This is a genomic window from Terriglobales bacterium (assembly GCA_035561515.1).
Taxonomy (GTDB): domain Bacteria; phylum Acidobacteriota; class Terriglobia; order Terriglobales; family Acidobacteriaceae; genus DATMXP01.
Genome location: DATMXP010000024.1, coordinates 197,236 through 221,596, shown reverse-complemented (window position 1 = coordinate 221,596; position 24,361 = coordinate 197,236). Strand labels below are relative to the sequence as shown.

The 24,361-nt window shown below is 57.2% G+C and carries 16 protein-coding genes; 6 read left to right on the top strand and 10 right to left on the bottom strand.

The features are described 5' to 3' along the window. Positions 1 to 61: 61 nt before the first annotated feature. The 4 genes from VN577_12120 to mutS are packed head-to-tail and all read right to left on the bottom strand — an operon-like array spanning position 62 to position 6,451. Positions 62 to 1,588, bottom strand: coding sequence for an ABC transporter substrate-binding protein (locus VN577_12120; GenBank protein HWR15568.1), 1,527 nt, complete (start codon positions 1,586 to 1,588; stop codon positions 62 to 64). After that, positions 1,585 to 2,748, bottom strand: a complete 1,164-nt coding sequence (locus VN577_12115) for an anhydro-N-acetylmuramic acid kinase (protein ID HWR15567.1) — start codon at positions 2,746 to 2,748, stop codon at positions 1,585 to 1,587. The genes VN577_12120 and VN577_12115 overlap by 4 nt, the downstream gene beginning before the upstream one ends. Then, positions 2,745 to 3,851, bottom strand: coding sequence for a beta-N-acetylhexosaminidase (gene nagZ / locus VN577_12110; GenBank protein ID HWR15566.1), 1,107 nt, complete (start codon positions 3,849 to 3,851; stop codon positions 2,745 to 2,747). The genes VN577_12115 and nagZ overlap by 4 nt, the downstream gene beginning before the upstream one ends. Further along, positions 3,848 to 6,451, bottom strand: coding sequence for a DNA mismatch repair protein MutS (gene mutS / locus VN577_12105; protein HWR15565.1), 2,604 nt, complete (start codon positions 6,449 to 6,451; stop codon positions 3,848 to 3,850). The genes nagZ and mutS overlap by 4 nt, the downstream gene beginning before the upstream one ends. Positions 6,452 to 6,658: 207 nt before the next feature. On the opposite strand from mutS, the gene VN577_12100 reads away from it, so the two are divergent. From VN577_12100 to VN577_12090, 3 genes are all read left to right on the top strand, one after another. Next, positions 6,659 to 7,648, top strand: a complete 990-nt coding sequence (locus VN577_12100) for a hypothetical protein (protein HWR15564.1) — start codon at positions 6,659 to 6,661, stop codon at positions 7,646 to 7,648. Between the two features lie 151 nt (positions 7,649 to 7,799). Beyond that, positions 7,800 to 8,657 (top strand): class I SAM-dependent methyltransferase, encoded by an 858-nt coding sequence (locus tag VN577_12095; protein ID HWR15563.1) that lies wholly within the window; start codon positions 7,800 to 7,802, stop codon positions 8,655 to 8,657. A 110-nt stretch (positions 8,658 to 8,767) separates the two neighbouring features. Then, entirely contained in the window at positions 8,768 to 9,280 is a 513-nt protein-coding gene (locus tag VN577_12090; GenBank protein ID HWR15562.1) for a hypothetical protein, read from the top strand. On the opposite strand, the gene VN577_12085 is transcribed toward VN577_12090, so the two are convergent. From VN577_12085 to VN577_12060, 6 genes are all read right to left on the bottom strand, one after another. Continuing rightward, entirely contained in the window at positions 9,264 to 9,932 is a 669-nt protein-coding gene (locus VN577_12085) for an HAD family hydrolase (protein HWR15561.1), read from the bottom strand. The two genes, VN577_12090 and VN577_12085, sit on opposite strands and share 17 nt — an antisense overlap. A 17-nt stretch (positions 9,933 to 9,949) precedes the next feature. Beyond that, positions 9,950 to 10,513 carry a DinB family protein gene (locus VN577_12080; GenBank protein ID HWR15560.1) on the bottom strand — a complete coding sequence of 188 codons (564 nt, stop codon included), beginning with the start codon at positions 10,511 to 10,513 and terminating at the stop codon, positions 9,950 to 9,952. 49 nt (positions 10,514 to 10,562) lie between these two features. Beyond that, positions 10,563 to 11,831: an MFS transporter gene (locus tag VN577_12075; GenBank protein ID HWR15559.1), complete on the bottom strand. Its 1,269-nt coding sequence runs from the start codon at positions 11,829 to 11,831 to the stop codon at positions 10,563 to 10,565. Continuing rightward, positions 11,821 to 13,281 carry an APC family permease gene (locus VN577_12070; GenBank protein HWR15558.1) on the bottom strand — a complete coding sequence of 487 codons (1,461 nt, stop codon included), beginning with the start codon at positions 13,279 to 13,281 and terminating at the stop codon, positions 11,821 to 11,823. Before VN577_12070 ends, VN577_12075 begins: the two co-directional genes overlap by 11 nt. Before the next feature lie 27 nt (positions 13,282 to 13,308). After that, the gene (locus tag VN577_12065) at positions 13,309 to 15,915 is read right to left on the bottom strand and encodes a PIG-L family deacetylase (protein HWR15557.1); all 2,607 of its coding nucleotides are present in this window, start codon (positions 15,913 to 15,915) and stop codon (positions 13,309 to 13,311) included. 142 nt (positions 15,916 to 16,057) lie between these two features. Continuing rightward, positions 16,058 to 18,547 (bottom strand): 2-oxoglutarate dehydrogenase E1 component, encoded by a 2,490-nt coding sequence (locus VN577_12060; protein HWR15556.1) that lies wholly within the window; start codon positions 18,545 to 18,547, stop codon positions 16,058 to 16,060. 225 nt (positions 18,548 to 18,772) lie between these two features. On the opposite strand from VN577_12060, the gene VN577_12055 reads away from it, so the two are divergent. From VN577_12055 to VN577_12045, 3 genes are all read left to right on the top strand, one after another. Then, complete coding sequence (locus VN577_12055) at positions 18,773 to 19,231, top strand: Rrf2 family transcriptional regulator (protein ID HWR15555.1); 459 nt, start codon at positions 18,773 to 18,775, stop codon at positions 19,229 to 19,231. Between the two features lie 126 nt (positions 19,232 to 19,357). Beyond that, a complete protein-coding gene (locus VN577_12050) occupies positions 19,358 to 22,138 on the top strand; it encodes a bifunctional acetate--CoA ligase family protein/GNAT family N-acetyltransferase (protein HWR15554.1) in 2,781 nt (926 codons plus the stop codon). Positions 22,139 to 22,297: 159 nt separating this feature from the next. After that, positions 22,298 to 24,346 carry a transketolase gene (locus tag VN577_12045; protein HWR15553.1) on the top strand — a complete coding sequence of 683 codons (2,049 nt, stop codon included), beginning with the start codon at positions 22,298 to 22,300 and terminating at the stop codon, positions 24,344 to 24,346. The last annotated feature ends 15 nt before the right edge of the window (positions 24,347 to 24,361 follow it).

Genomic DNA, 24,361 nt, shown 5'->3' with positions numbered 1-24,361 from the left:
GAGTCTTGTTGAGATGTTGATTGTGCCGGAGGATAGAGATATTCTCCGGCTTTTTCTTTGGCTACGGAGCTAATTCCGCTTCTTTGAGGAAATCAAAGTTGCCCGACGGATTCAGCTTCAGGTTCTTCACCCGCGGGCGATAAGCGATTACGTTATCCATGTACCAGAGATTGATGTAGGGCAGATCGTTTGCCAGAATCTGCTGCACTTCGAAGAAGATTGTTTTGCGTTTCTCCTGATCGATCTCTTTACGTGCCTGTGCGAGTAACTCGTCGATGCGCGGGTTTGAGTAATAACCCCGGTTTGCGCGCTTCGGTGGAATGCTGCTGGACTCAAAGACATACTCGAAAATATCGGGATCCTGGTTCCCGCCAATCCAACGCAGCGAGTAAAGCTGGAAAGCGCCCTTCTGCACGTCGGCAAAGAACGTGGCGAATTCAAAGGTGCGGATATCGAGCACGATGCCCACTTCCCGTAGCTGCTGTTGGAGCACAGCGGCAAGCAGGCGTGTGGACTCCTCGGTGGAAGTTTTCATCGTGAGGTGGAAGCGAACGCCGTTCTTCAGAGGAAACCCAGCCGCGTCTAGGAGGGCGCGAGCCTTCGCAGCGTCATGGGGATAGTCCGGGACGTTTCCGTTATAGGCCCAGTGCTGCGGAGGCAACACGCTTTTTGCAGGACGGGCAAGATCGCGCCACAAGTAATGAATCAACGGCCCGCGATCCATCGCATACGCAAGCGCCTGTCGCACGCGCACGTCTTTCAGTATCGGATCTCGCAGGTTCATCGCCACATAGCTGTAGATCGTGCCAGGCCCCTGCATCAGCTTGATGGTGGGATCTGTACGCATGGCGACGATCATGTCTGGGTTGAGCGCGTTGATCGCGATGTCTGCGCTGCCTTTGCGTAACTCAAGGGCGCGCGTGGTGGTATCAGGAACCACGGCGAAGCGAACCCTCTTCAGCTTTGCCTTGTGCGCCCAGTAGTCCTCATTGCGTTCGATAACGACGTCCTTATCCTGTTCGGCACTGACGAAACGAAACGGTCCGGTACCAACCGGCTTGGTGCCGAATTTGTCGTCGGCGCCTTCAGGGACAATGCCAATCGCGCCGTCGGACAGGTTCCACAGCAGCGTCGCAAACGGCTCTTTGAGATGAACCACGACCGTGTAATCGTCCGGTGTATCAATCCGATCGATGAAGCGAAACGTACTTGTCTTCGCCGTGCGAATCTTGCCGGTGTAAACGGTCTCCAGCGTCCATTTCACGTCGCGAGCGGTAAGAGGACGTCCGTCGTGAAACTTCACGCCGCGCCGGATGTGAAAGACGTAGGTGAGGGGATCGGGAATTTCCCAGCTTTCCGCCAGCCAAGGATGCAGATTGAAGTGATCATCGCGGTGGACAAGCGCGTCGAAGATCACGCCGCCGATGCGTTCCGATTGTGCATCGATTCCGACACGCGGATCGAGGTTATTTGGACTGCTTTCGATGATGACGACGAGAGTGTCGGCGTCAGGCTTGCTCGCGCACGAGCAGAGACTCAGCGAAAGCAGTCCCATTAACGCGACGGCAAAATGGCGGACCCACATCATGGGTAGGATATCTTGCCGAGGACCGCAGGGTAATCGGCTCCTGTCGCCGAGGGGATGCTCGACGGCGCCCGGTGCCAGGTTTGATAGGCCAGCACGGCAAAAGCGACTGCCTCCTTGGCTTCGGACGGAAGGCCGTAAGCATCTGACGTCTTGATTTCCAGTTCGGGGAGCAATTCCCTCAACATTTGGACGAGTGTGCAGTTCCGGCTTCCTCCTCCGGAAACGATCATGTCCTTGTACCCATGGCTGTCATGGAGTGAAATCGGCAGGAAATCGCGGATTGCTGCGGATATAGTACGTGCAGTTAACGCGGTCGCGGTAGCGACGACATCCTCGCGTTTGGCCTTGCCGCACGCACGGACGAACTGTTCCACGTACTCGCGGCCGAACTCCTCGCGGCCGGCGGTCTTGGGTGGCGAGGTCCGGAAAAACGAAGCCCGCATCAGCTTCTTCAGGACAGATTCGAGAATCGTTCCTTTGGCAGCGACCTTACCGTTTTCGTCGAACGGGCGGTGGAATAGACGCTCCATCACGCCGTCAATGACCATGTTCCCCGGACCGGTATCAAATGCGATGACGCGTTCCGGCCGAGGCCCCGACCCGGCACCCGTTCCGGCGGGTATTGCCGAGAGATTGGCAATGCCACCAATGTTCTGCACAATACGCCCGCGCTGCGGATGGCGGTACAGCATGTAGTCGAGGAAGGGGACCAGCGGGGCGCCCTTTCCGCCGGCAGCCATGTCGGCCTGGCGGAAGTCGGACACCACTGGGATTCCGGTGCGTGCTGCCAGTACGGCGCCTTCGCCCGTTTGCCAGGTTGCAGCGATTGGGCGACCGAGAAAGTTCTTCTTTTCTCCCTGATGGTAGATCGTTTGCCCGTGACAACCGATCACGGACACGCCAGCCTGCGCCTCACTGGCCGTCTTTGCGAACGCTTCCGCGTAAAGTTCGCCTAGCAGAACGTTCAATCGTGCCAGGTCGGCCACCTTGGCCTCGGCATTCATCACCGAAAGGATGAACTTGCGTACATTAGCTGGAAACGGAAATTCTTTATGTAGGACGAAATCGAGCTTCGTTTCGAAATCATGGTCTTCAAGCCGAACGATCGCAACATTGATGCCGTCGGCGGAAGTCCCACTCATAATGCCCGCTACGATCATGCTTGCTCCTTCGCGGCAGCATCCAAGCGGATCTCCTCTGTGAATTCCCAGATCTGCCGGCGTAACCGGTCGATCGTCTTCTGTGTGGGCGCCTTAGCCATTGCCGCTAACTGCTTCTTCTGTTTGCTCTTGGCCTTCAGGACCTTCGTGGCCGCCGCGCTTACCAACTTCGCGAACTTCTTGTCCTTCTCCGCGGTCGTAAGCACAGCCTCAAAGCACTTCCAGACAAACGCTTCGTTGTGGCAGACAAGGTAGATATCTGCCCCGGCGCGAATTGTCTCGACGGCGGCCTGCTCAATTGGCATGGCCGATTGCACGCCGCCCATCTCAAGGTCGTCACTGATGACCAGGCCTTTGTAGCCGATTTTCTTCTTCAGGATGTCGGTGATCCACTTCTTCGACACCGAAGCAGGCGTGTTGTCCTTGGTGACATCGGGATACGCCACATGCGCCACCATTACGAAAGGCAGTTCCTTACGCATCTGACGGTACGGAACCAGGTCTTCGTTCAATAGCTTCTTCCACGGCTTATCGATGGACGGCAGTTCGTGATGGGTGTCGAGATTCGCTTCGCCAAGACCGGGGAAGTGCTTACCACATCCGATCACCCCACCGTCTTTCAATCCAGCCAGCAGTTCGCGGGCATAGAGAATCGTTTGTTTAGGATCGGCGGAAACCGTACGAGTGGTCAGGACACTCTTCGATGCTTCGAAGCGTAAGTCCAGCACGGGAGCGAAATCCACATTGAACCCAAACGCACGGCACTCATCCGCCAGGATCCTCCCATGCTTCCGGACAAGTCTCTTTTGTCCACAAGCGACCACATCGGCCAGGGCAGGAGCGGGAGCAACAAGGTCACGCAGCCGATCAACGGTTCCGCCTTCCAGGTCCACGCACAAATAGGCCGGGATCTTCGTCAGCTTGCGGCATTCCCGAACCAGCTCGTAGGTCTGCTGCGCCTGTTCAATATTGCGGCGGAACAGGATCACGCCTCCCGGCTGCAGGGTCGAGATCATGGTACGAAGCTTGGGCGACATCTCTGTTCCGTCAAAGCCCATGATCAGTAGCTGTCCAACTTGTCTTCTGAGATCGAGTTTGGTCATCCGATTTGCTTTTTCAGCTCGTTCAGCAGGTTGAGTGCCTCGAGCGGGGTCAAATTGTTCACGTCAGTATCTCGCAAGCGGTCGACGATCTTCTGTGACAACGGCGTAAACATCGTCAGCTGAAGTGAGCGCGGTTCACTAGGCTCGCTGGCTAGATGCTCAGAGGCACGCCGTTCGGCATCCTCGTGCTCGGAGAGGACCTCCCGTGCTCGCTCGATAACCGCGGCCGGCAGACCTGCCAGCTTTGCAACCTCGATGCCGTAACTTTTGTCCGCCGGACCGGGCTCCACCTTCCGGAGGAAGACGATTCCCCCGGCGCTCTCCTTCACCGATACGTGGAAGTTCTTCACGCCTGACAGGCGGTCGGCCAGGTCCGTCAGTTCGTGGTAGTGAGTGGCGAACAACGTTTTTGCTCGCGTCCGCTGGTGGATATACTCGACTGCCGACCACGCGATCGCCAGACCGTCATATGTAGCAGTGCCGCGCCCGATTTCATCGAGCAGGATCAGGGACCTCGCCGTGGCGGTGTTCAAAATCGCGGCGGTCTCAGTCATCTCGACCATGAAAGTTGATCGACCGCGGGCAAGGTTGTCACTGGCGCCGATGCGCGTAAAGATGCGGTCAACCACTCCGAGGCGTGCCTTGCGTGCAGGCACAAAAGAACCCATCTGAGCCATGATCGTGATCAGCGCAGTCTGGCGAAGGTAGGTACTCTTGCCGCCCATGTTTGGCCCAGTCAGCACAAGGATGCTGTGGGTGGTGGAATTCAGATATAGATCATTGGGGACGAACCGCTCGGCACCTGCGAGTTCCTGCACCTCGACCACCGGATGCCGGCCTTCTACGATCTCAAGGTCGCCACCCTCATCAAGAATTGGGCGGCAGTAGTTGCGTACCGTCGCAAGGTGCGCGAAGCAGGCGAGCACGTCCACTTCGGCGAGCCCCATGGCAGTTCGGCGAATCCGGCGCGCTTCCGCTGCGATGGCCGTGCGCAGTTCGGTGAAGATCCGGCGCTCAATCTCCACGATCTTCTCCTGCGCATCAAGGATCTTCGACTCGTACTCCTTTAGTTCCGGCGTAGTAAAACGCTCGGCATTCACCAGCGTTTGCTTGCGCTCGTAATCGGACGATGCAAGATGCAGGTTCGCCTTGGAAATCTCGATGTAGTAGCCGAAAACGGAATTGAACTTGACCTTAAGGGACGAAATTCCCGTGCGCTGGCGTTCGCGTTCCTCCACTTGGGCCAAATATTGCTTACTGTCGCGTGACAGCGTGCGCAACTCGTCGAGTGCGGCGTCCACGCCGGAGGCGATAACTCCGCCGTCGGCGAACGTGATCGGAGGCTCAGGAACGATCGTCCGCTGAATTCGATCCCGGAGGTCGGAAAGGTCGTCTATGGATTCGTATTGAAGCTTCAGCCGCTCGCTAACGAAGCGCGCCAGTACCGTACGGAGCGGCGGAATCTTGGCTAGTGACGCGGCAAGCCCAAGTACATCGCGGGCATTGGCCGTCTCAAGAGTCACGCGGCTCAGCAGTCGCTCGATATCGAAGATCCCGTCCAACGCCCGTCGCAGTTCCTCGCGATGCATCAGGTTTCCGGTAAGTTCCTGAACCGCGTCAAGCCGCTGGTTGATTTCCGCGAGATCGATGGATGGCCGCAACATCCACGAGCGCAGCAGGCGCTTGCCCATGGGCGTCAGTGTCGCGTCGAGACAACGGAACAGCGTGACCGCGTCTCCGGAACTCGCAAAGAGCGGTTCTGCCAGTTCCAGATTGCGGACCGTCACTACATCCAGCACCAGGCATTGCTGCCGTTCATAAAACCCGATGCGGTCCACGTGCTCGAGCGTGCCGCGCTGGGTGGAGCGAACGTAGTGGAGAACAGCACCTGCTGCCGTCGCTGCCGCCGACTTTCCTGCCAGCCCAAATCCCTCCAGGGACAGTACCCCGAAATGGTTCTCGACTAGCGGGATAGAGTAGTCAGGCGCGAAGACCCAATCCTCAAGGGGCGTTTGCGCCCAGGGTAACTGTGCCGATGCGCCCGATCGTACGCCCACCTCAAACAAGGGCAGGGAACTCGCGAACAACACCTCGCGTGGCTTTAGTTGCTCAAGCTCGTCCCATATGCGCTTTTCCGCGTCGTCCCCGGAGAACTCTGTTGCACGGAATTCGCCCGTGGAGAGGTCGAGCGCAGCGAATCCTGCTACCACACTTCCTTTCGATGTCCCTCTGCAAACGGCGGCTAGAAAGTTGTTTTCCTCCGCTCCAAGTGCACTGTCGGCAGCGGTTCCGGGGGTAACGACGCGCGTAACTTCCCGGCGTACTAGCTTCTTTGCGACCTTCGGGTCCTCCACCTGCTCACAGACCGCGACCTTGAAGCCCTTGCGGATCAGTTTGGCGATGTAGCCTTCCGCCGCGTGGTACGGAACCCCGCACATGGGTACTGCCACTCCCTTTTCTTTGTTGCGCGAGGTTAACGTGATCTGAAGTTCTTTCGAGGCGACCACCGCGTCGTCGAAGAAAAGCTCGTAGAAGTCACCCAACCGGAAGAACAATAGCGCGTTGGGATGCTGCTTCTTCACCGCTGCGTACTGACGCATAAGCGGTGTTCCCGCCGAGTCGAGCGACAGCGCAGGTGTCGACGGAGTAGCTGCGTTCTCCGGGGATGAAGAAGGAGTGGAAGGATCGCTCATCAGCAAAGAAAACTGGGCGGATTATAACAAGCCAGCCTGTGGAACGAGTACCGTGGCGGCTAAGCACGAGAACACGTTGACTGAGGACCACAGCAAGTGTTTTCCTTGTGCATCATGCAACTCCGCAAAGATCCTATTACGCGCTCGTGGGTAATCACGGGCGACGATCCTGCCGTTGTTCCTAAGGACGAAAGAGGCTGTCGTTTTTGTGCTGAAAGTAAGGTCCCCACGCAGGTGATCTCCTCTCAGCCGGGACTGGATGGAAACCCGTGGTCAGCCCGAGCGGTGGTGCATCCAAAGCCTATCTTTCACGTTGAGGGCGATTCGCAAAGGATCGGCGAGGGGCTTTACGACAAGATGCAGTCAGTCGGCGCGCACGAGATACTGGTCGAGAATCCCAAGCATGATGTTCAGTTGTGGCAAGCGAGCGATGCGCAGATTGAGCAGTATCTACAACTGATCGCCAGCCGCATTAATGACCTGAAGCGCGACCGCCGTTTTAAGTACGTCACCGCGTACAAGAATTACGGCCAGGACGCCGGACAAGACTTCGAACACCCCGTCTCGGAGATAACGGCAACTACTTTTGTGCCACGACGAATTCTGTACGAACTGCGGTCAGGCAAGGAATATTTCCAGCAGAAGGAGCGCTGTGTCTTCTGCGACATTCTTGCCCAGGAACAGCGTCAGGCTCTGCGGATCGTAGAGGTGCGTGGTGATTTCGTAAGCCTTTGCCCGTATGCTCCCCGGGTTCCCTATGAGGTCTGGATTATGCCGAGGACGCATGAGGCCTCGTTCGAGCGCGGCATTACCTCGCGCCAGTCGTCGGTGAAGGATCTCGCGGCCCTATTGCGGAGAACGCTGCGGCGGGTGCTTGGAATCTCGGATTCATTCCACCTGGTACTCCATACGTCGCCGAACACTCTGCACAAGAGTGCGGTTCTAGGTTACTGGAAGACCATTGACGATGATTACCACTGGCACCTTGAGATATTGCCCATCTTGCCCGGAAAATCGAAGTCATACACCTTCAAGGAGGTGTATTTCACTCCGGTAAGTTCAGAAACCGCGGCTGCGCGCTTGCGGGAAGTGGTGGTTGAGTAAGTTTGCCGGGTTTTCTAAGGTATTTACTACCTGAACGGCCTTTGGTGCGATTGCTGCCCCGGGGACGGCAAATTAGAATCACAATATACGTGGGGATTGACTGCCAGCCTGAGATATCTTCTTCTGGCGTATTACAGTCGCGAGGGCACATTTGCAGAGCGAGAACAAGACAGTAGAAACCAACGGAACCAGGATTGAAGCCACAACTACGGGTTCCGGGTTTGATCACGCCAGTCATAAGAATTTTTACGACTACTACGCAAAAGAGAGCCAGACGGTGGAAGCGTACGGACGCTTCTCCCGAGTGCGCGACACCGTGCTCCGTATCTATGGCAAAGGCAGGCCTGTCACGCAGCAGCTTCAAATGGCCGACGTCGGTTGCGGCGCCGGAACCCAGAGCCTCGTTTGGGCAGAGGTCGGGCACGTCGTCCACGCCCTGGACGTGAACGAACCTCTGTTGGAGTTGGGACGCAAGCGTGCTGCTGAGCGTGGTTTCAAGGTCGACTTCCAGGTTGGGACAGCTACCAAACTTCCCTGGGCCGACGAGTCGATGGACATCTGTATCGCTCTCGAACTGATCGAGCACGTCGCTGATTGGCAAAGCTGCGTCAACGAGTTTGCGCGCGTCGTGAAACCCGGCGGCATACTCTATATGACCACCAGCAACTGCTTGTGTCCCAAGCAGCAGGAGTTCACTTTGCCGCTCTATAGCTGGTACCCCGGGAAGTGGAAGCGCCGTTACGAGAAGGCAGCCGTCACTACGCGGCCGGAACTGGCGAATTATGCTCTGTATCCCGCTGTGAACTGGTTTTCGTTTTACGAGCTACAGTCCTATCTGGCAAAAAAGGGATTCCGATCCCTCGATCGTTTTCAAATGATGGACACCTCCAACAAAGGACTTGCCGCGAAGGTGGTCGTGGGCGCCATACGATCGAACCCGTTACTGAGATTTTTCGGCCAGGTCTGTACGGAGGGAACGATGATTCTTTCCATCAAGGATCGCTCCTGACCCGTACCTGAATCGTCTCTTGGTTTGCGGCTCGAGTCGGTACTATTCTTTCGCCGATGCTCCCGGAAATGCGCGAGTACTTCGAAGACCATCCGTGGAGACCCGTTTCTATGACCGCTGTCATTGGATGGAGTCTCTTCTACGTTCTCTTCTTGCTTTACGCCGCTTCCAAAAACGGCGAGTTTCTCTTCATCGATTTCGTCAATTTGGTGATCCATGAGGGCGGGCATCCCTTATTCGGATACTTAGGCGAAGTGCCGGCCGTGTGGGGCGGGACCATTCTTCAGTGGCTCGTGCCGTTTGCGTTAGCGTCTTACTTCTTCTTCCATCGCCAGACCACCGCATTTGTCTTTGCGTTGTTCTTCTTTTTCGAAAATTTGTTGTACACGGCCACGTATATGGCCGATGCCCGCGCTCAGGCGTTGCCGCTCGTTGCCATCGGAGGTGGAGAGGGCGACGAGAATATGCACGACTGGTACAACATCTTTTCGCGCCTCGGAGTCCTAGACCGCGATACTCAGATCGCCCACTATGTCAGGACCCTCGGCTGGATCGGAATGATCGGCTGTGTGGCGTTTCTGGTGTGGCGTTATCGGCAGGACCGCGCTACCGCTGATGCGTAAGTACCTGTTCCAGTTCTTCCAGGCTTCCCACTCGCGGTACGCCGTTATTGGTGTACGTCCCGAACAGGTCCATCAGAATTGCCTGCATTCCAACCGCTGTGGCGCCCAGGTAGTCAATCGAGTAGATATCCCCGACATACATGCTTTCCGCGGCCTCGACTCGGGCCTGCTTCAACGCGGCCTGGAATATCCCGGGGTGCGGCTTCTGAAAACCTACGATCGACGAATCCGTTACCGAATCAAAGCAATCTCCGAGACCTACCTGTCGCAGCAGGTCAGCCATATGTCCGTCGGAGTTGCTGATGACCGCGACTTGAAATCGTTGCTTCAGGCGAAGCAGAACATCGCGCGTGCCGGGAATTACGCGCTTCCAATTCCCGGAAGTCCGGGAGAGTTCAACCAACTCAGCGATTAACGATTCCTCGGCTTTCATGCCCAGTAGTTCGCGGAAATAGATCACCCAGTATTGCTTGTCAGTGTTCGAGGAAAGTTCAGAAGTGGGAAGGGAATCGCGATATTTGCGCGCTGCACGCTCGGCGGCAAACAGCTGGTCTTCGCCGAAGCGGTATCCGCGCGCGAGAAGAGGTGCGAGCGTCCGTTGGTGGTCGGGGAACACCAGCGTGTTCCCCGCGTCAAAAAAGATCGCTCGCAACCCCAATTAATTCTCCTTTACTGCTGCTGGCGGCTTGCCGGAGGAATGATGCTGTTCATCCGAAGATAGACGGCCATCTGCCCATAATGATCGAAGCTATGCCAGATCATGATGTTGGCTGCTGCCATACGGCTGCTTTTTCCACCGAATGGGCCCGGGATCATCTCCACCAGGTTCTTCTCGTTGATAGTGCCGACCGCCTTATGAGCATAGGCGAACGAGTCCTTCAGGAATTTTACGATCTCTTCCTTTGACTTCAAGTTCTCAGGGCCATCTTCTCCCTTACCCAGATCGACAGGTGGTTTCTCGCCGAGCAGTCCAGCAGCGATGTTGTAGTTCGTGGCGGCGACGTGCTTCACCTGCTTCGCAAATGTACGGACGCCCTTGAATTCACCCTGTGTCGGGGCGAAATCATACTTGTCGGCGGGCATCGCTTCCGCGGCAGGAACGAATTCGCTCTCGATCAACTTCAACTGGCGGTCTAGCACTTCTCCGCCGTGTGCCGGAGGTTTGGGAGGTTGCTGTTGCGCAAACGCCATGGCGCAACAGAGCAGCATTACAGTCAGAACAACTCTCTTCATATCGCTCTCTCCTGTTTCGAAAAATCCCGTCGGACAAAAGAAATGAATTTCAACTCACGACCGGGGCGTGTGGCATTTCTTGCTGATCGGCGCCGAGTCGATGATTCCGGCTCACCAGCAGCCCCAGCACGAGGGCAATTCCCGCTACCGACAACGAAGTGTTTATGCTGATGCGCTCGGCCAGGGTCCCCCAGAAGGTGCTGCCCAGTGCCATGCCGCCCTGAAGAACGATCAGGTACATCGAAAGTGTACGAGCCTTAAGCCACGTTGGAGAACAAAGCTGGGCTGAGACGTTGAGGCTGGCAACGATAATGATCCACCCCGCTCCGCCGATCACCATCAGTGTGCAATGCGAGTTAAATTCGTGGATATAACCTGTGGCGGCGGTAGCGGCAGCGTACATGAGGGTCGCAGCACCCACAATCGTGTTTACCGTAAACGAGCGCCGTAGCTGCGGAAGCAGTCCCGCTCCCAAGAGAGCACCAAGGCCAAAGGCCGCCACCATGGTTCCGAATCCGATCGAGCCATAACACTGCGCAATCAGGGGCAGCATCGCCCACAGCGCGCTGGCCGACACGCTGAAAACCGCAGTCCGTATCAACACAGACTGCATGCCTTTTGACTGCAGCGCGAAGCTGAACCCAGCCCTTATCGCCGCCTTCACGCTACTGGCGGGAACAGGGTATTCATGCGGACGCCGCTTCCATCCGTACAGCACAAGGATGACACCGAAAAACGACGCAGCATTCAGCAGGAAGACCGCCGCCGCACCCCAGACGGCTATAACGATTCCGCCAATCGCTGGCCCCACGGCACGGGCGACATTGAAGCCTGCGGAGTTCAAAGCTACCGCCGAGGGGAAGTTCTCGTCCGAAACGATTTCGTGCGTGATCGCCTGCCACGCCGGATCGTTCATCACGTTGCCGAGTCCCATCAGGAACGTGAAAATCAGCAACAGCATCGGGGTGATCATGCCGAAGTGCGTGAGCAGCCCCAGCGACAGGGCGGCCAGTACCATCCAGCTTTGTGTGAGTAGAAGTAGGCGCCGGCGATCCATCATGTCGGCCAACGCTCCTGCAAAGATCGACACCAGGAACACCGGTGCGGCGATAGCCGCTTGAACGAGTCCTACCATGACGGGTGAGTTCGTCAGCGACGCCATCAGCCATCCGGTGCCGACGTTCTGCATCCATGCGCCGGTGTAGGACACCACCGCCGCCAGCCACAACGCGCGGAACAGGGGCTCCCGCAACGGACCGATCGCCGACACGGGTGCTTTTATTGTGATCCCACTTAATGGAGTGCCGCTATCTGCCATGCTCCACGGATTCTTTCAGGAACGGCCACTCGCGCCGTTTGAAGCTCCGCACCAGGTAAATCGCCAGTCCAACGATGATGATGACAATTCCGTACTTGATCTCTTTCGCTGCGTTGGCCCGCTGGAACAATATGTACACAAATCCACCTGCTGCGATCAGTGCCGGAACCGGATACAGCCACATCCGAAATGGCCGATCCATTTCCGGGCGCCTTTGCCGCAGCACGATCAGACCTACGCACTGGAATAGGAACTGCACCATGATGCGGATGACTACCAGCGCTGCAATCAGATCCGCCAGTCTCAGAAAACAGAAAAGAATGGCCACCCCGCCCAGCGCCAATAATGAGACGTGCGGGAAACGAAAACGTTGGTGGATTTTCGAAAATACTTTGAAGTAGTTGCCGTCCTTGGACGCTGCATACGGTACCCGCGAGTACCCGAGAAGCAGGGAAAACACGCTTGCGAATGCGGTCCACATGATCAGGACGGAGACTACCTTTCCTGCGAAGTCACCGTAGACTCGTTGCATCAGTGTCGATGCCACGTAGAATCGCGAATCTGTCTTCGCCGCCGAAACCAGCTCCTGCCATGGAATCACCCCCAAAATCGAGATGTTCATCACGAGATAAATGGAAGCTACGGCAAGGATCGAATAAATCACCGCTCGCGGTATGTTGCGTGCTGGGTCTTTTACCTCATCGCCAAAGAAGCAGACGTTGTAATAACCCCAGTAGTCGTACACGGCAACGAGCATTGCCGCTCCAAGGCCGAGAAAGAAACGCTCGTCGAGCACAAACGCATCGGGCGGGAACGAGAAGGCTTTTGCCTTGTCGAAGTTCGTCAGCCCCGCGAAGATGACCCATGCAATCGTCCCTAGCACGCCGACAGCAAGCAACTTCGACAGCTTCCCGATTGCCGTGATCTGCCGGTATAGGAGAAATAGGGCGAGCAGGCAGACACTGATCGCAACGATCGTTCCTCCATTGGCGAGCACATTTATTTCAAGCGGACCAACGAGGAACTTTCTCGCGAAATACTCGTGATCGAGCGACGGCCAGATATATGCGGCATATCGCGCCAGCCCTACGCATCCCGACGCAATCGACAGGGGCGCGCTGAACGAAAGCTGCCAGATGAACAGGAACGACATCATTCGGCCGAGCTTCTGAGGGCCGTAAATGTCTTTCAGGTACCTGTACGATCCGCCCGAACCCGGCATCGACGCGCCCAACTCAGCCCAGACCAGCCCGTCACAAATCGACAGCAGCGCGCCGAAGATCCAGCCCAGCATCGCCTGCGGACCGCCCATCGCGGTCACAATCAGGGGTATCGTGATAAACGGGCCGACGCCGATCATGTCGATCATGTTCAGCGTAGTGGCAGAACCGAGCCCGAGCCCGCGGACTAACTTATTGTCGCCAGAGGTAGTCTTTTCGTTCGTGATCAAGACGCTCCCTTAAGTTGTGCGATAGGACTACTGGTGTCCGAGGCTCAGCAAGTTCACGTATAACCGGATGGCTCCCGGTACCCCGGCCGGAAGCTGCCGGAAGAACGACCAAGCGTTGAAGATGTACGTGCCCTTACCGTATTTAGCTACTAACAACCCGCCCTTCTCGGGCGGATCTCCCGGATCATTGCTCGAGAGCAGCGGCTGGTAATGGCTGTCCCACTCCGTCGGGCAGTAAAGCGCGCGTTCCTGCACCCATCCGTCGAAGTCCTTCTGGGAGATCTTGTTCGGCGACTGGAAAGCCGGACTATCCTGCGCAAGTATCTCTACCGGTGCTTCCTCTACCGTGACGCGATCCTTGTTGTTGCGACTGATGTTCAGCGGATACGGCGCGAACTTGCCGTCATTGAATTGCTGCGTCTGGTACACATACTGCACCATCAGCGTACCGCCATTCTGCGCAAAGTCGAGCAGACGCTGGTTGTACTGCCGCAGATCCTCACGCGCCTCATGTGCGCGAATGCCGAGCACAATGGTTCCATACTTCGATAGGTCGCCAGACTTCAACTCTTCCGGCGAGATGACCGTCACATTTACACCGATCGACCGCAACACATCGGGGATATCGTCGCCGACGCCCATGATGTATCCGACTTTTAGTCCCTGCGGAACCTTTACATCAACAATGCTGACTGGCTGAGTGGCTTTCCGGAAGTAGTAAGCCGTGCCGAGATCGTCGCGGCTGACGGGCGAGTACCCGACTTCAAATTGCTGCTTTCCCAAATCGGCGATTGCGGTCGCTGCCGCCCGTTGTTCGTGCGAATTGGCGGGCTGGAAGGCAGCGCCCTTCACATGCATTTCTTTTCCCGACGTACTTAACTCGCCGTAGTCACGCGGCGTATTCGTCTTCCAGCCTTCGGGGACCGATAGTCGGACGTGAGGAACTGGCGAGTCGTTGGTCACCCGTTCGTTTGATTTGAGTGTGATTGGAATGCTTGTCCAATCACTTGCCCCAACGGAACGCACAGCTGTCCAACTTGGCGTCGCCACCGACAACTCCGGCCCGATGATCAGCGGATGCTCCTTCGGTTGTGCGACCTCCACCGTCGTGGTCACTTCACCTTCAAGCCCTTTGTAGCGATACGTTGCCTTTGCCGCAAACGGCCACGGAGTCAACGGAAGCGTTTCAAACTCCGGATCGCTGATCTTGTAGATGGACTCCCGCTCCGGATCATCGCGATACCAGTACTGCCGCGTGTACGGCGCTGTTCTCGACAGGCTGACCGTCGCCACATTCCCTCGCCACGACGATTGCGTCACCGCACCAGGTGGAAACGTGATCGCGGGTGTGAACTGCGACATTCCCGTGCTCGTCAGCCGAAGTGTGAACTGGCTCTCCGGAGTTGCAGCCAGCCATAACTGCGCCGCCGGATCTTTCACGTCGTTCATCGCGGGGAGTTCCGCCACCGCCTTCAGAGTCACGCCCAAAGCCAGGTTAGCCGCATCGCGGAACTGATCGCGTTTCGTCTCCAGCGCAACGATGAGGGTTTCCATCTGCTCGCCGGAGATTGGCAACTTCTTCACTGCGGCGATCAATTCCTGCGTCTTCGCAAATCCGCGCAGCAACGGTTCCGCCGCCGACTTGGGATTCGCGTCCGCAACCTTCGTGGCTTGAGCCACGTATCCATCCAATTGCTGCACTCCGGCCTTCAGCGACTCAGCCTGCGGCGCTATGCTCGCCAGCGCCATTAGGCCGGTGTCAATTCCGTCGAAGAAATCTTTCTCCCGTCCCGGTTTGTAGTTGGGAATGGTTGTGTCGGCGAGCTTGTAGTGACTTGTCCACATGCGTGTCGGCATCTGCCAGTTTGCCGAACCCTGCGACAACTGATGCTTCAGTCCCTTCCAGCCAAACGCCACGTAAGACGCACCTAATGCCGGGTCCTGGCTGTTGACGTCGAGCTCCACATTCCAATCGTCGCCACGCGCACGCACATACAACTTCTTTGGTTGGTATGGCTGCAAGCCTTCCTTGATCTGCTCCGGAAACTTCGTCGGATCTCCCGCCGCGCGAAATGCGTCGCGAGTCAGGATCCCGGACGCCTGATGTTGCCCGTGCCCATCCGACGGATCGCCTATAAACCGGCTGATCACCACCTCGGGTCGAAACGTACGGATCACCCTCACAATATCGGCCAGTGCCGTGTTGCGCGCATCCCACTTCGTAAGCGTCTCTTCCGCTGACTTCGAAAACCCAAAGTCTGCCACCCGGCTGAATCTCTGTTCCACGCCGTAGTAACGATCCGCTTCCAGCAGTTCCAGCGTCCGCAGCATGCCGAGTTCGTCGCCGAGTTCCTTGCCGACGGCGTTCTGTCCGCCTTCGCCGCGGGTGAGCGTCATCTGTACCGCTACAACGCCGTGCCCACGAGACTGTAAAGTCAGCATGCCTCCGTCTTCATCGTCGGGATGAGCGGCGGTGTGCATTAGGCGTGCGGTGGTTCGAAGTTTGCGAAGCGCCAGTTCCAGGCCGGACTTTCCGTTTTCCAGCGGTAATGGCTCACGACCAAAAATTGGAGAAATAAGAAGGGAAAACAGCAGAAACGCAATTGCCGTGCGTAGTCGAAGGGTTCTTTCCATGGGTTCTTCAGTGGAACTGAGCAACTACAGATTTATACGGATGTCGCAATTGTAGGCGAGGCTCAGAAAGTTGTCGTCGGCGGGACGAATTTTCGGTCGGGAGGAACAAGGCACGGAATCTTCTGACTCCGTGCCTCAGGACTTACTTTCCGCCGAGCGCCAAATCAATCAGCGTGCGCTGCTCCATCTCATGCGCTTTGGCCGAACCCGTCGACGGGGTCGCACTGGCCGAGCGCTTTACCGAGAGCACCGGACGACCGCCGGACAGCCGCTTCAGACGCGGAATCATGTAATACAGCGCGCCCATATTGGCCGGCTCTTCCTGTACCCACACAATCTCCGTTGCGTTTGGATGCGCGTTCAAGGCCGCCCTCAACTCGCCTTCAGCTAGCGGATACAGTTGCTCCACGAAGATGACCGCGGTATCGGTGTTCTTGCGCTTCTTACGCTCCATCCGGATTTCGCGTCCGATTTTTCCGGTGCACACCACGATACGTTTTGCATCCTGGACATCGATATCCGGAATAATCGGCTGGAAACGTCCACTGGTGATCTCCGAAATCGGAGAACTTGCGTCCGGATGCCGCAGCATGCTCTTCGGAGTAAAGCAGATCAGCGGTTTCCGCCATGTGCGCAATACTTGCCGGCGCAACAGGTGGAAGTATTGGGCTGCCGTCGAAGGCTGGCACACCTGGATATTGTCGCGTGCGCACAACTGCAAATACCGCTCGATGCGTGCGCTCGAGTGCTCCGGTCCCTGGCCTTCATAGCCATGGGGAAGCAGCATGACGAGGCCGCTGAGCAAGCCCCACTTGTCTTCACCTGCCACTACAAATTGGTCGATGATTATCTGGGCGCCGTTCGCGAAGTCACCGAACTGCGCCTCCCACCCGACAAACGCTTCCGGATAGTCGCGGCTGTATCCGTACTCAAACCCGAGCACGGCCGCCTCCGAAAGGGTCGAGTTGTAGATCTCGAACTTTGCCTGGTCGGGAGCCAGGTGTTGAAGCGGGAAGTACTCGCGCTCGTCATTCACGTCGACCAGCACATCGTGGCGCTGATTAAACGTACCGCGCTGAGTATCCTGTCCGCTGAGTCGAACGTGAATACCCTGCATCAGCAGTGAGCCAAATGCCAGCGCCTCTGCCATACCATAGTCGAGCGGGCGTTTACCCGCACTCATTTCCGCCCGCTGTTCGAGCAACTTTTGAATTTTCGGATGAACGCTAACGTTAGATGGCGGGACGGTTACGACCTTGGTGATGTGCGCCACCTGGTCCGGCGTAATCGCTGTTTCAACTTCGTAATCCGGGTTGTAAAGGCCGCCTTGGTAGCGGTCCCAATACGCTGGATGAGTCGCCAGCACCGGCATCTTCTTCAACTGCTTAGCACGGGTCTGCGCGTCCTGGTACCCGGCGCGAATTCGGTCGGCGAGTGGCTTCGGGTCGACGCCAATCTGCTTCGCGTAAATCTCCGACAACGGAGGGTGGTCTTTGATCTTGGCGTAACGCACCGGCTGCGTGATCGTCGGATCGTCCACTTCCGAGTGACCGTGACGACGATACCCGATCAGGTCGATGACAACGTCGTTATGGAACTTGTAGCGATACTCGACCGCCAGCTTTGCAATTCGTATCACCGCATCCGGATCTTCGGCGTTCACGTGGAAGATGGGCACCGGCAGTCGCTTGGCAAGATCAGTGGAGAAACGCGAGCTGTTGTACTCGAAGGGCTCTGTGGTAAATCCGATCAGGTTGTTTGCCAATACATGGATAGTGCCGCCGACGGTATAAGCTTTCACGTTCGCGAAGCCGAGCGTCTCGGCTACCATGCCTTGTCCCGCGAACGCCGAATCGCCGTGGATGATCACCGGGAATACGCGATCAACTCCTCCTTCGCCGAAGTGAGCCTGCTTCGCGCGCGTACGTCCAATCGCCACCGGCCCCACTGCTTCCAGGTGGCTCGGATTCGATACAAGGTGGATCTTCACCTGGTTGCCGTTGCGTCCGGTGAACATACCGGTTGCGCCAAGGTGGTACTTCACGTCTCCACCGCCGAGGACCGAACGGGGATCCACATCTTCGAACTTGGCGAAGATTTCCGACGCATCGCGTCCCATGTTGTTGACAATGACCGTGAGCCGTCCGCGATGGCTCATGGCGAGCACCACTTGTTTGCATTCGCGCTCGGCGGCGCAGTGCAGGATCTCGTCAATCAACGGAATCTGTGCCGAGACACCTTCCCCAGAGAAGCGCTTTGTTCCGAGATAGCGCGACTGGATTACCTGCTCGAACTCGTCGGCCTGAATCAGCTTCTCGAGGATGTGCTGCTGGTCAACCGGGGCTGGTTCGCCTTCCAGGCGGTCTTGGATGAACTTCCGCTTCTCGGGGTCGAGAATGTGCATGAACTCGGCCCCGATAGTTCCGGCGTAAACACGGCGGGCCTCATCGGCAAACGGACCCGAGAGTTCCAACTCGGGAAGCGGAACCGGCTTTAGGGAGTGTCCCAAGGGATCGAGATTGGCCTGCAGATATCCCCAGCGCCGGAAGGCATCAAAAACCCGTTCTCGTTCCTGCATATCGCCGCCGTTTTGAACGGCAGTGGTCGAGTAGTCCTGTATATGTGAGGCCATAGGTATATAGATACGGCGTACCAGCTTCCGACTCAGGCCTGATGTCTCTGAAAATCAAGTACTTGTGAGTGATCCGCCTAAATGCCAGCCGAAGTTCGTGCCGCAAATAAATAGTGTAACGAAGAAACCCTTACTTATGGAATATCACTGATTTTTGTGACGAAAATCACAGGTGTTTTCTCTTCGCCAAGATGAATATGGAGTTGAACATCCGCAGGTCAAGAAATGCTCTCGGTAACGTCCCAATACGCATTACGAGCGCTGGCTCAACTGGCGAGACAGCGCAAAAGCCACTCGATGCTTGGCAAAGACTTGGCCAGCAAGGCGGATATCCCGCCGAACTACCTGGCCAAGATCCTGCTGTCGCTTAAGAACGCCGGAGTACTGGGCACCGCACGTGGCAGCCGCGGCGGATATTGGCTGGTCCGTCCACCCGACGAAATCAAGCTCATCGAGATCGTCCAACTCTTTGACCAGATGCAGACACCGCAGCCCTGCATCTTGGGCGAGAGAGACGACTGTTCCGAAACCGATTCATGCACGGCACACCAGAAATGGCACGAGATCCGCAAGGCTTATATGGAGTTCCTGCAGGGAACCACCATCGCCGACATAGCATCTTCCGAAAAGAAGGGTGCGGCCGCGACTCATGTGCTGGGCGGAATTCCCACAACCAATGCCTGATTCCAACGCCTCTGTTCAGCGTTGCTGCCGAATCTCACGTTTCCGGGTGATGGGAGTCATGGCGGGAATTCGTCCGAAAATCGGACTCTAAAAGGTTCATAATTTATAGGAGCGAGGTCCTTATACATGGAAGCGAGTTTTGTGAAAAATCCCGCCGCAAAGGCATACCCGTCCGGCAAGCTGATTATCGATCCCGCGCACGATTTGCTTCGGTCGGAACGCCATCCTCTTGACGACATCTTCAATCCCCGCAGCATTGCCCTGATCGGCGCCAGCGAACGAGAGGGAAGCGTAGGCCGCAATGTCCTGTGGAATCTCCTCAGCACGCCGTTCGGCGGAACCGTGTATCCGGTCAATCCAAAGCGTCCCAGCATCCTGGGCGTTAAGGCTTACAAGGACGTTGCGTCGCTGCCCGAACGGCCAGACCTGGTCGTGATTACGACTCCCGCTCCAACAGCCCCTGGCCTGATTCAGGAGTGCGTGGCAAACGGCGTCCCGGCGGCCATCATCATTTCGGCCGGTTTCAAGGAACACGGCGAAGAAGGTAAGGAACTCGAGCGCCAGATCGCCAAGACCATTGCCGGCGGCAAGATGCGCATCATCGGACCGAACTGCCTTGGCGTGATGAACCCGATCACCGGAATGAACGCAACCTTCGCTCGCCATGCAGCGCGCCCCGGGAACGTTGCTTTCATCTCTCAATCCGGTGCACTCTGCACCGCAATTCTTGACTGGAGCTTGCGCGAGAACGTCGGGTTCAGCGCTTTCGTTTCCACCGGATCGATGCTCGATGTGGGCTGGGGCGACCTGATTGACTACTTTGGCGATGACCCGCGGACGAAGAGCATCATCGTCTACATGGAATCGGTCGGCGATGCACGCTCGTTCCTCTCCGCCGCCCGCGAAATTTCTCTTACTAAACCGATCCTCGTGATTAAGCCCGGACGCACCGCCGCCGCGGCCAAGGCCGCTGCTTCGCATACAGGTTCGTTGACTGGCTCCGACGAGGTCCTGGACGCTGCTTTCAAACGCAGCGGTGTTCTGCGCGTTCAGAACATCTCCGACCTGTTCTACATGTCGGAAGTTCTGGCTCGTCAGCCCCTGCCACAAGGTCCAAGGCTTTGCATGGTTACGAATGCCGGCGGCCCTGGCGTGCTAGCGACCGACGCTCTTGTTACGGGCGAAGGTCATGTTGCCGATCTTTCCCCGGCAACGATGAACGCATTTGACGATTTTCTGCCGCCGCACTGGAGCCATAACAATCCAGTCGACATCCTCGGCGACGCGGAACCGGAGCGCTATTCGACATCGCTCGAAATCGCCGCAAAGGATCCAGCAATCGACGGAATGCTCGTGATTCTTACGCCACAGGGCATGACGAACCCGACGCAGATCGCCGAACAGCTCAAGCCTTATGCGAATTCGCTCGGCAAGCCGGTTTTGGCAAGCTGGATGGGCGGAGCGGAAGTCGCCGCGGGCGAGGAGATTCTCAACCAGGCCGGCATTCCGACGTTTGCATTCCCCGATACAGCAGCACGCATGTTCAACTACATGTGGAAGTACAGCTATAACCTGCGCGCGCTGTATGAAACCCCGACGCTTCGCACCGATGGCGATGCCGCTGCTCCGGATCGTGCGAAGGCGAAGCAGATCATTGATGAAGTTCGCAAGTCGGGTCGCACGATCCTGACTGAGTTCGAGTCGAAAGAACTGCTCGCAGCTTATGGCATCCCGACGGTTCCGACCAAGATAGCTACGACCGAAGACGAAGCCATCAAGACGGCTGAGAAGTTCGGCTTCCCGGTTGTGCTGAAGCTGTTCTCCGAAACGATCACTCACAAGACCGATGTCGGCGGGGTTCAGCTCAATATCCGCAATGCCGATGGCGTTCGCCAGTCGTTCAACGCGATCAAGAAGTCGGTAACCGAGAAGGTTGGTGCCCAGCACTTCCAGGGCGTCACCGTTCAACCGATGATCAAGCTGGATGGTTACGAAGTGATCATCGGCAGCAGCATCGATCCGCAGTTTGGTCCGGTGTTGCTGTTCGGAACCGGTGGACAACTGGTCGAAGTGTTCAAGGACCGCGCGCTGGCTCTGCCTCCTCTGAACTCGACGTTGGCAAAGCGCATGATCGAGCAAACGAAGATCTTCACGGCACTGAAGGGTGTTCGCGGGCGCAAGCCGGTGGATATCGCGGCGCTCGAAGACCTGCTCGTGCGCTTCAGCTACCTCGTGGTGGAGCAGTCCTGGATCAAGGAACTCGACATTAACCCGTTGCTGGCTTCGCCCGACAACCTGATCGCGCTGGACGCTCGCGTCGTATTGCATGACCCGAAGTCGACGGAATCGGATCTTCCGAAACCTGCCATTCGTCCGTATCCAATCCAGTACGTCAGCGAATGGACGATGAAGAACAACAAGCCGGTCACGATCCGGCCGATTCGTCCGGAAGACGAGCCGACCATCATCAAGTTTCACGAGAAGCTGTCGGATCGCACGGTGCTGATGCGCTACTTCGCTCCGCTGAAGCTGTCGCAGCGCACAGCACACGAGCGTTTGACGCGAATCTGCTTCGTCGACTATGACCGCGAAATGGCCTTGGTAGCCGAGCAGCGTGATCCAAAATCGGGTGTTGGTGAAATCCTCGCTGTCGGGCGCCTGCATCACCTGCATGGCACCGAGGATTACGAGACGATGGTTGTCGTCATCGACGAAGCACAGCACCTCGGACTCGGTACCGAACTCGTAAAGCGCGGCATCGAGATCGCCCGTAAGGAAGGTGGCAAGCGCGTGGTTGCGAGCATCCTGTCTGAGAACGAAGACATGCTGGCTATCTTTAAGAGGTTGGGATTCAAGGTCAGTCCGGCAGAGGGGAAGGACCTTCTGAAGGCCGAACTCGAACTATAGCCGCAACTCCTTACCAGGGCACGCTTTCGGGCGTGCCCTTTCCGTTTGTGCCAACACGTCACACCCACTTGTGACGTGCGCACCCGACTTGTGTCCATCCCCGTGATAAACAAGGCGGTTACTTATCCCCAGTTTGGCAGTGGACCGCGAGGAGACGTCATGGCATTGAAGGACTCCAAAACCGGACAAACGATCCGGCAATACACGATTGAGGAACTGAAAGAACAGGCGAACCTGATGCGTGGCTACGATCTCGTATGCCTGTGCGCAGCCGGATCGGGTCATGCCGGTGGGACGCTGTCCATCATGGACATCACCGCCGCGTTGTACCTGCGGGTAGCCGACCTGGATCCGAAAGATGCGCTCTGGGAAGGGCGTGACCGCATCATCTGGTCCACTGGACACAAGGCTCCGAGCCTTTACATCGGGCTGGCGTTTGCGGGTGCGTGCGACAAGAAGGATGTCGCGTTGCTGCGCAAACTGTCCTCTCCGTTCCAGGGACATCCCCACTGGTTAAAGATTCCGGGAGCGGAAGTCTCCAGCGGTTCCCTCGGGCAGGGCTTGAGCGTCGGCGTGGGAATTGCCCTTGGCGCTCGACTGAATAAGAAGAGCTACAAAACGTTCGTGATCATGGGCGACGGCGAGCAGCAGGAAGGCAATATCTGGGAAGCCGTGATGGAAGCGGCGCACTACAAACTCGACAACCTTGTCGGCATCGTGGACTGCAACCGGCTCCAGATCGATGGCAAGGTCCACGACGTGATGAACGTTGAGCCGCTCGACGACAAGTACAAGGCGTTCGGCTGGAACGTGATCCGGATCAACGGTCATGATATGAGGCAGGTGGTGGACGCGCTCGAGCAGGCGAAGGCGCTCGCGAATGGCAAGCCGACGGTGATCCTCGCGGACACAATCAAGGGCAAGGGAGTCAGCTTCATGGAGGATATCGCCGGCTGGCACGGCAAGGCTCCGAACCAGGAAGAACTGACAAAGAGCCTGACGGAACTGAACCTGGTCGGCAAGATCCCGGTAGATGAACTGTTCGCGCACGCGAAGGCTTATCAGGCGGAAGTAGACAAGAAGCTCGACGCTAAGATGCCGAAGTTCTCGCGCGATTATTGGTGGAACAAGAACGTGACGATGAAAGTAGCGATGAAGCCTACGCGTATGGGCTTTGGCCAGTCGCTCGCCGAGAACGGCGACGACGACCGTATCGTCTGCCTGGGTCTCGACATCTCCGGTTCCATCACCATAAGTGAGTTCTACAGCAAGAATCCCGAACGCAAGAACCGCTGGCTGAGCATGGGCATCGCCGAGCAGTCGGCGACCGCCGCGGCAGCAGGACTGGCGAAAGAAGGGAAGATCGCCGTATTCGGAACATACGGAACATTTGCGGCGGCGCGCAACCTCGATCAGCTTCGCGTGTCGGTCTGCTACGGGAACTTTAACGTAATGGTTGCCGGCGCGCACGGCGGCGTTTCTGTCGGTCCAGATGGCGCGACTCACCAGGCGCTGGAAGACCTGTTCGCGATGTGCGCACTGCCGAATATGTCGGTGGTTGTGCCGTGCGACTCGGTAGAGACGAAGCGGGCGACCGGCTATCTGCTGTTGGAACATGTTGGCCCAAAGTACATCCGGTTTGCGCGTGAAGCGACGCCGATCGTGACGAACGATAAGTCGCCATTCGTATTCGGCAAGGCGAACGTGATCCGCTTCCGGAAAGAGGCAGAGAACTTCGTCGATGCGTTCGAAACGGTGCTGGCGTCCGAGTACAAAAATGAGGATGAGGACTTGACGATCGTTGCTTGCGGACCGATGGTTCCCGAAGCGATGCGGGCGGCCTACATCCTGAAGAAGGAGTTCGGGTTCGAGACGCGCGTGATTAACCTACACACAATGAAGCCGTTCGATGACGAAGCCGTGATCCGCGCCGCGAAGGAAACCGGCGTGGTAGTCACGGCCGAAGAACATCAGATCGGTGCTCTGGCGTGGAAGGTGAGTTCGGTCATCACGGCTAGTCCGGCGGTGTATGGAACCCCGGTGATCACCGGATACATCGGCGTAAAGGATCGCTTCGGCGATTCGGGCGCGCCCTGGGAACTGGTTAAGGAGTTCGAGGTTAGCGCCGAGCACATTGCCCAAAAAGCCGGTGAATTGATGGCCGTGAAAGAGCGCAAGGGTGTGAGGGAAGCGGCACTGACCAGATAAATCGAAAAAGTAAAT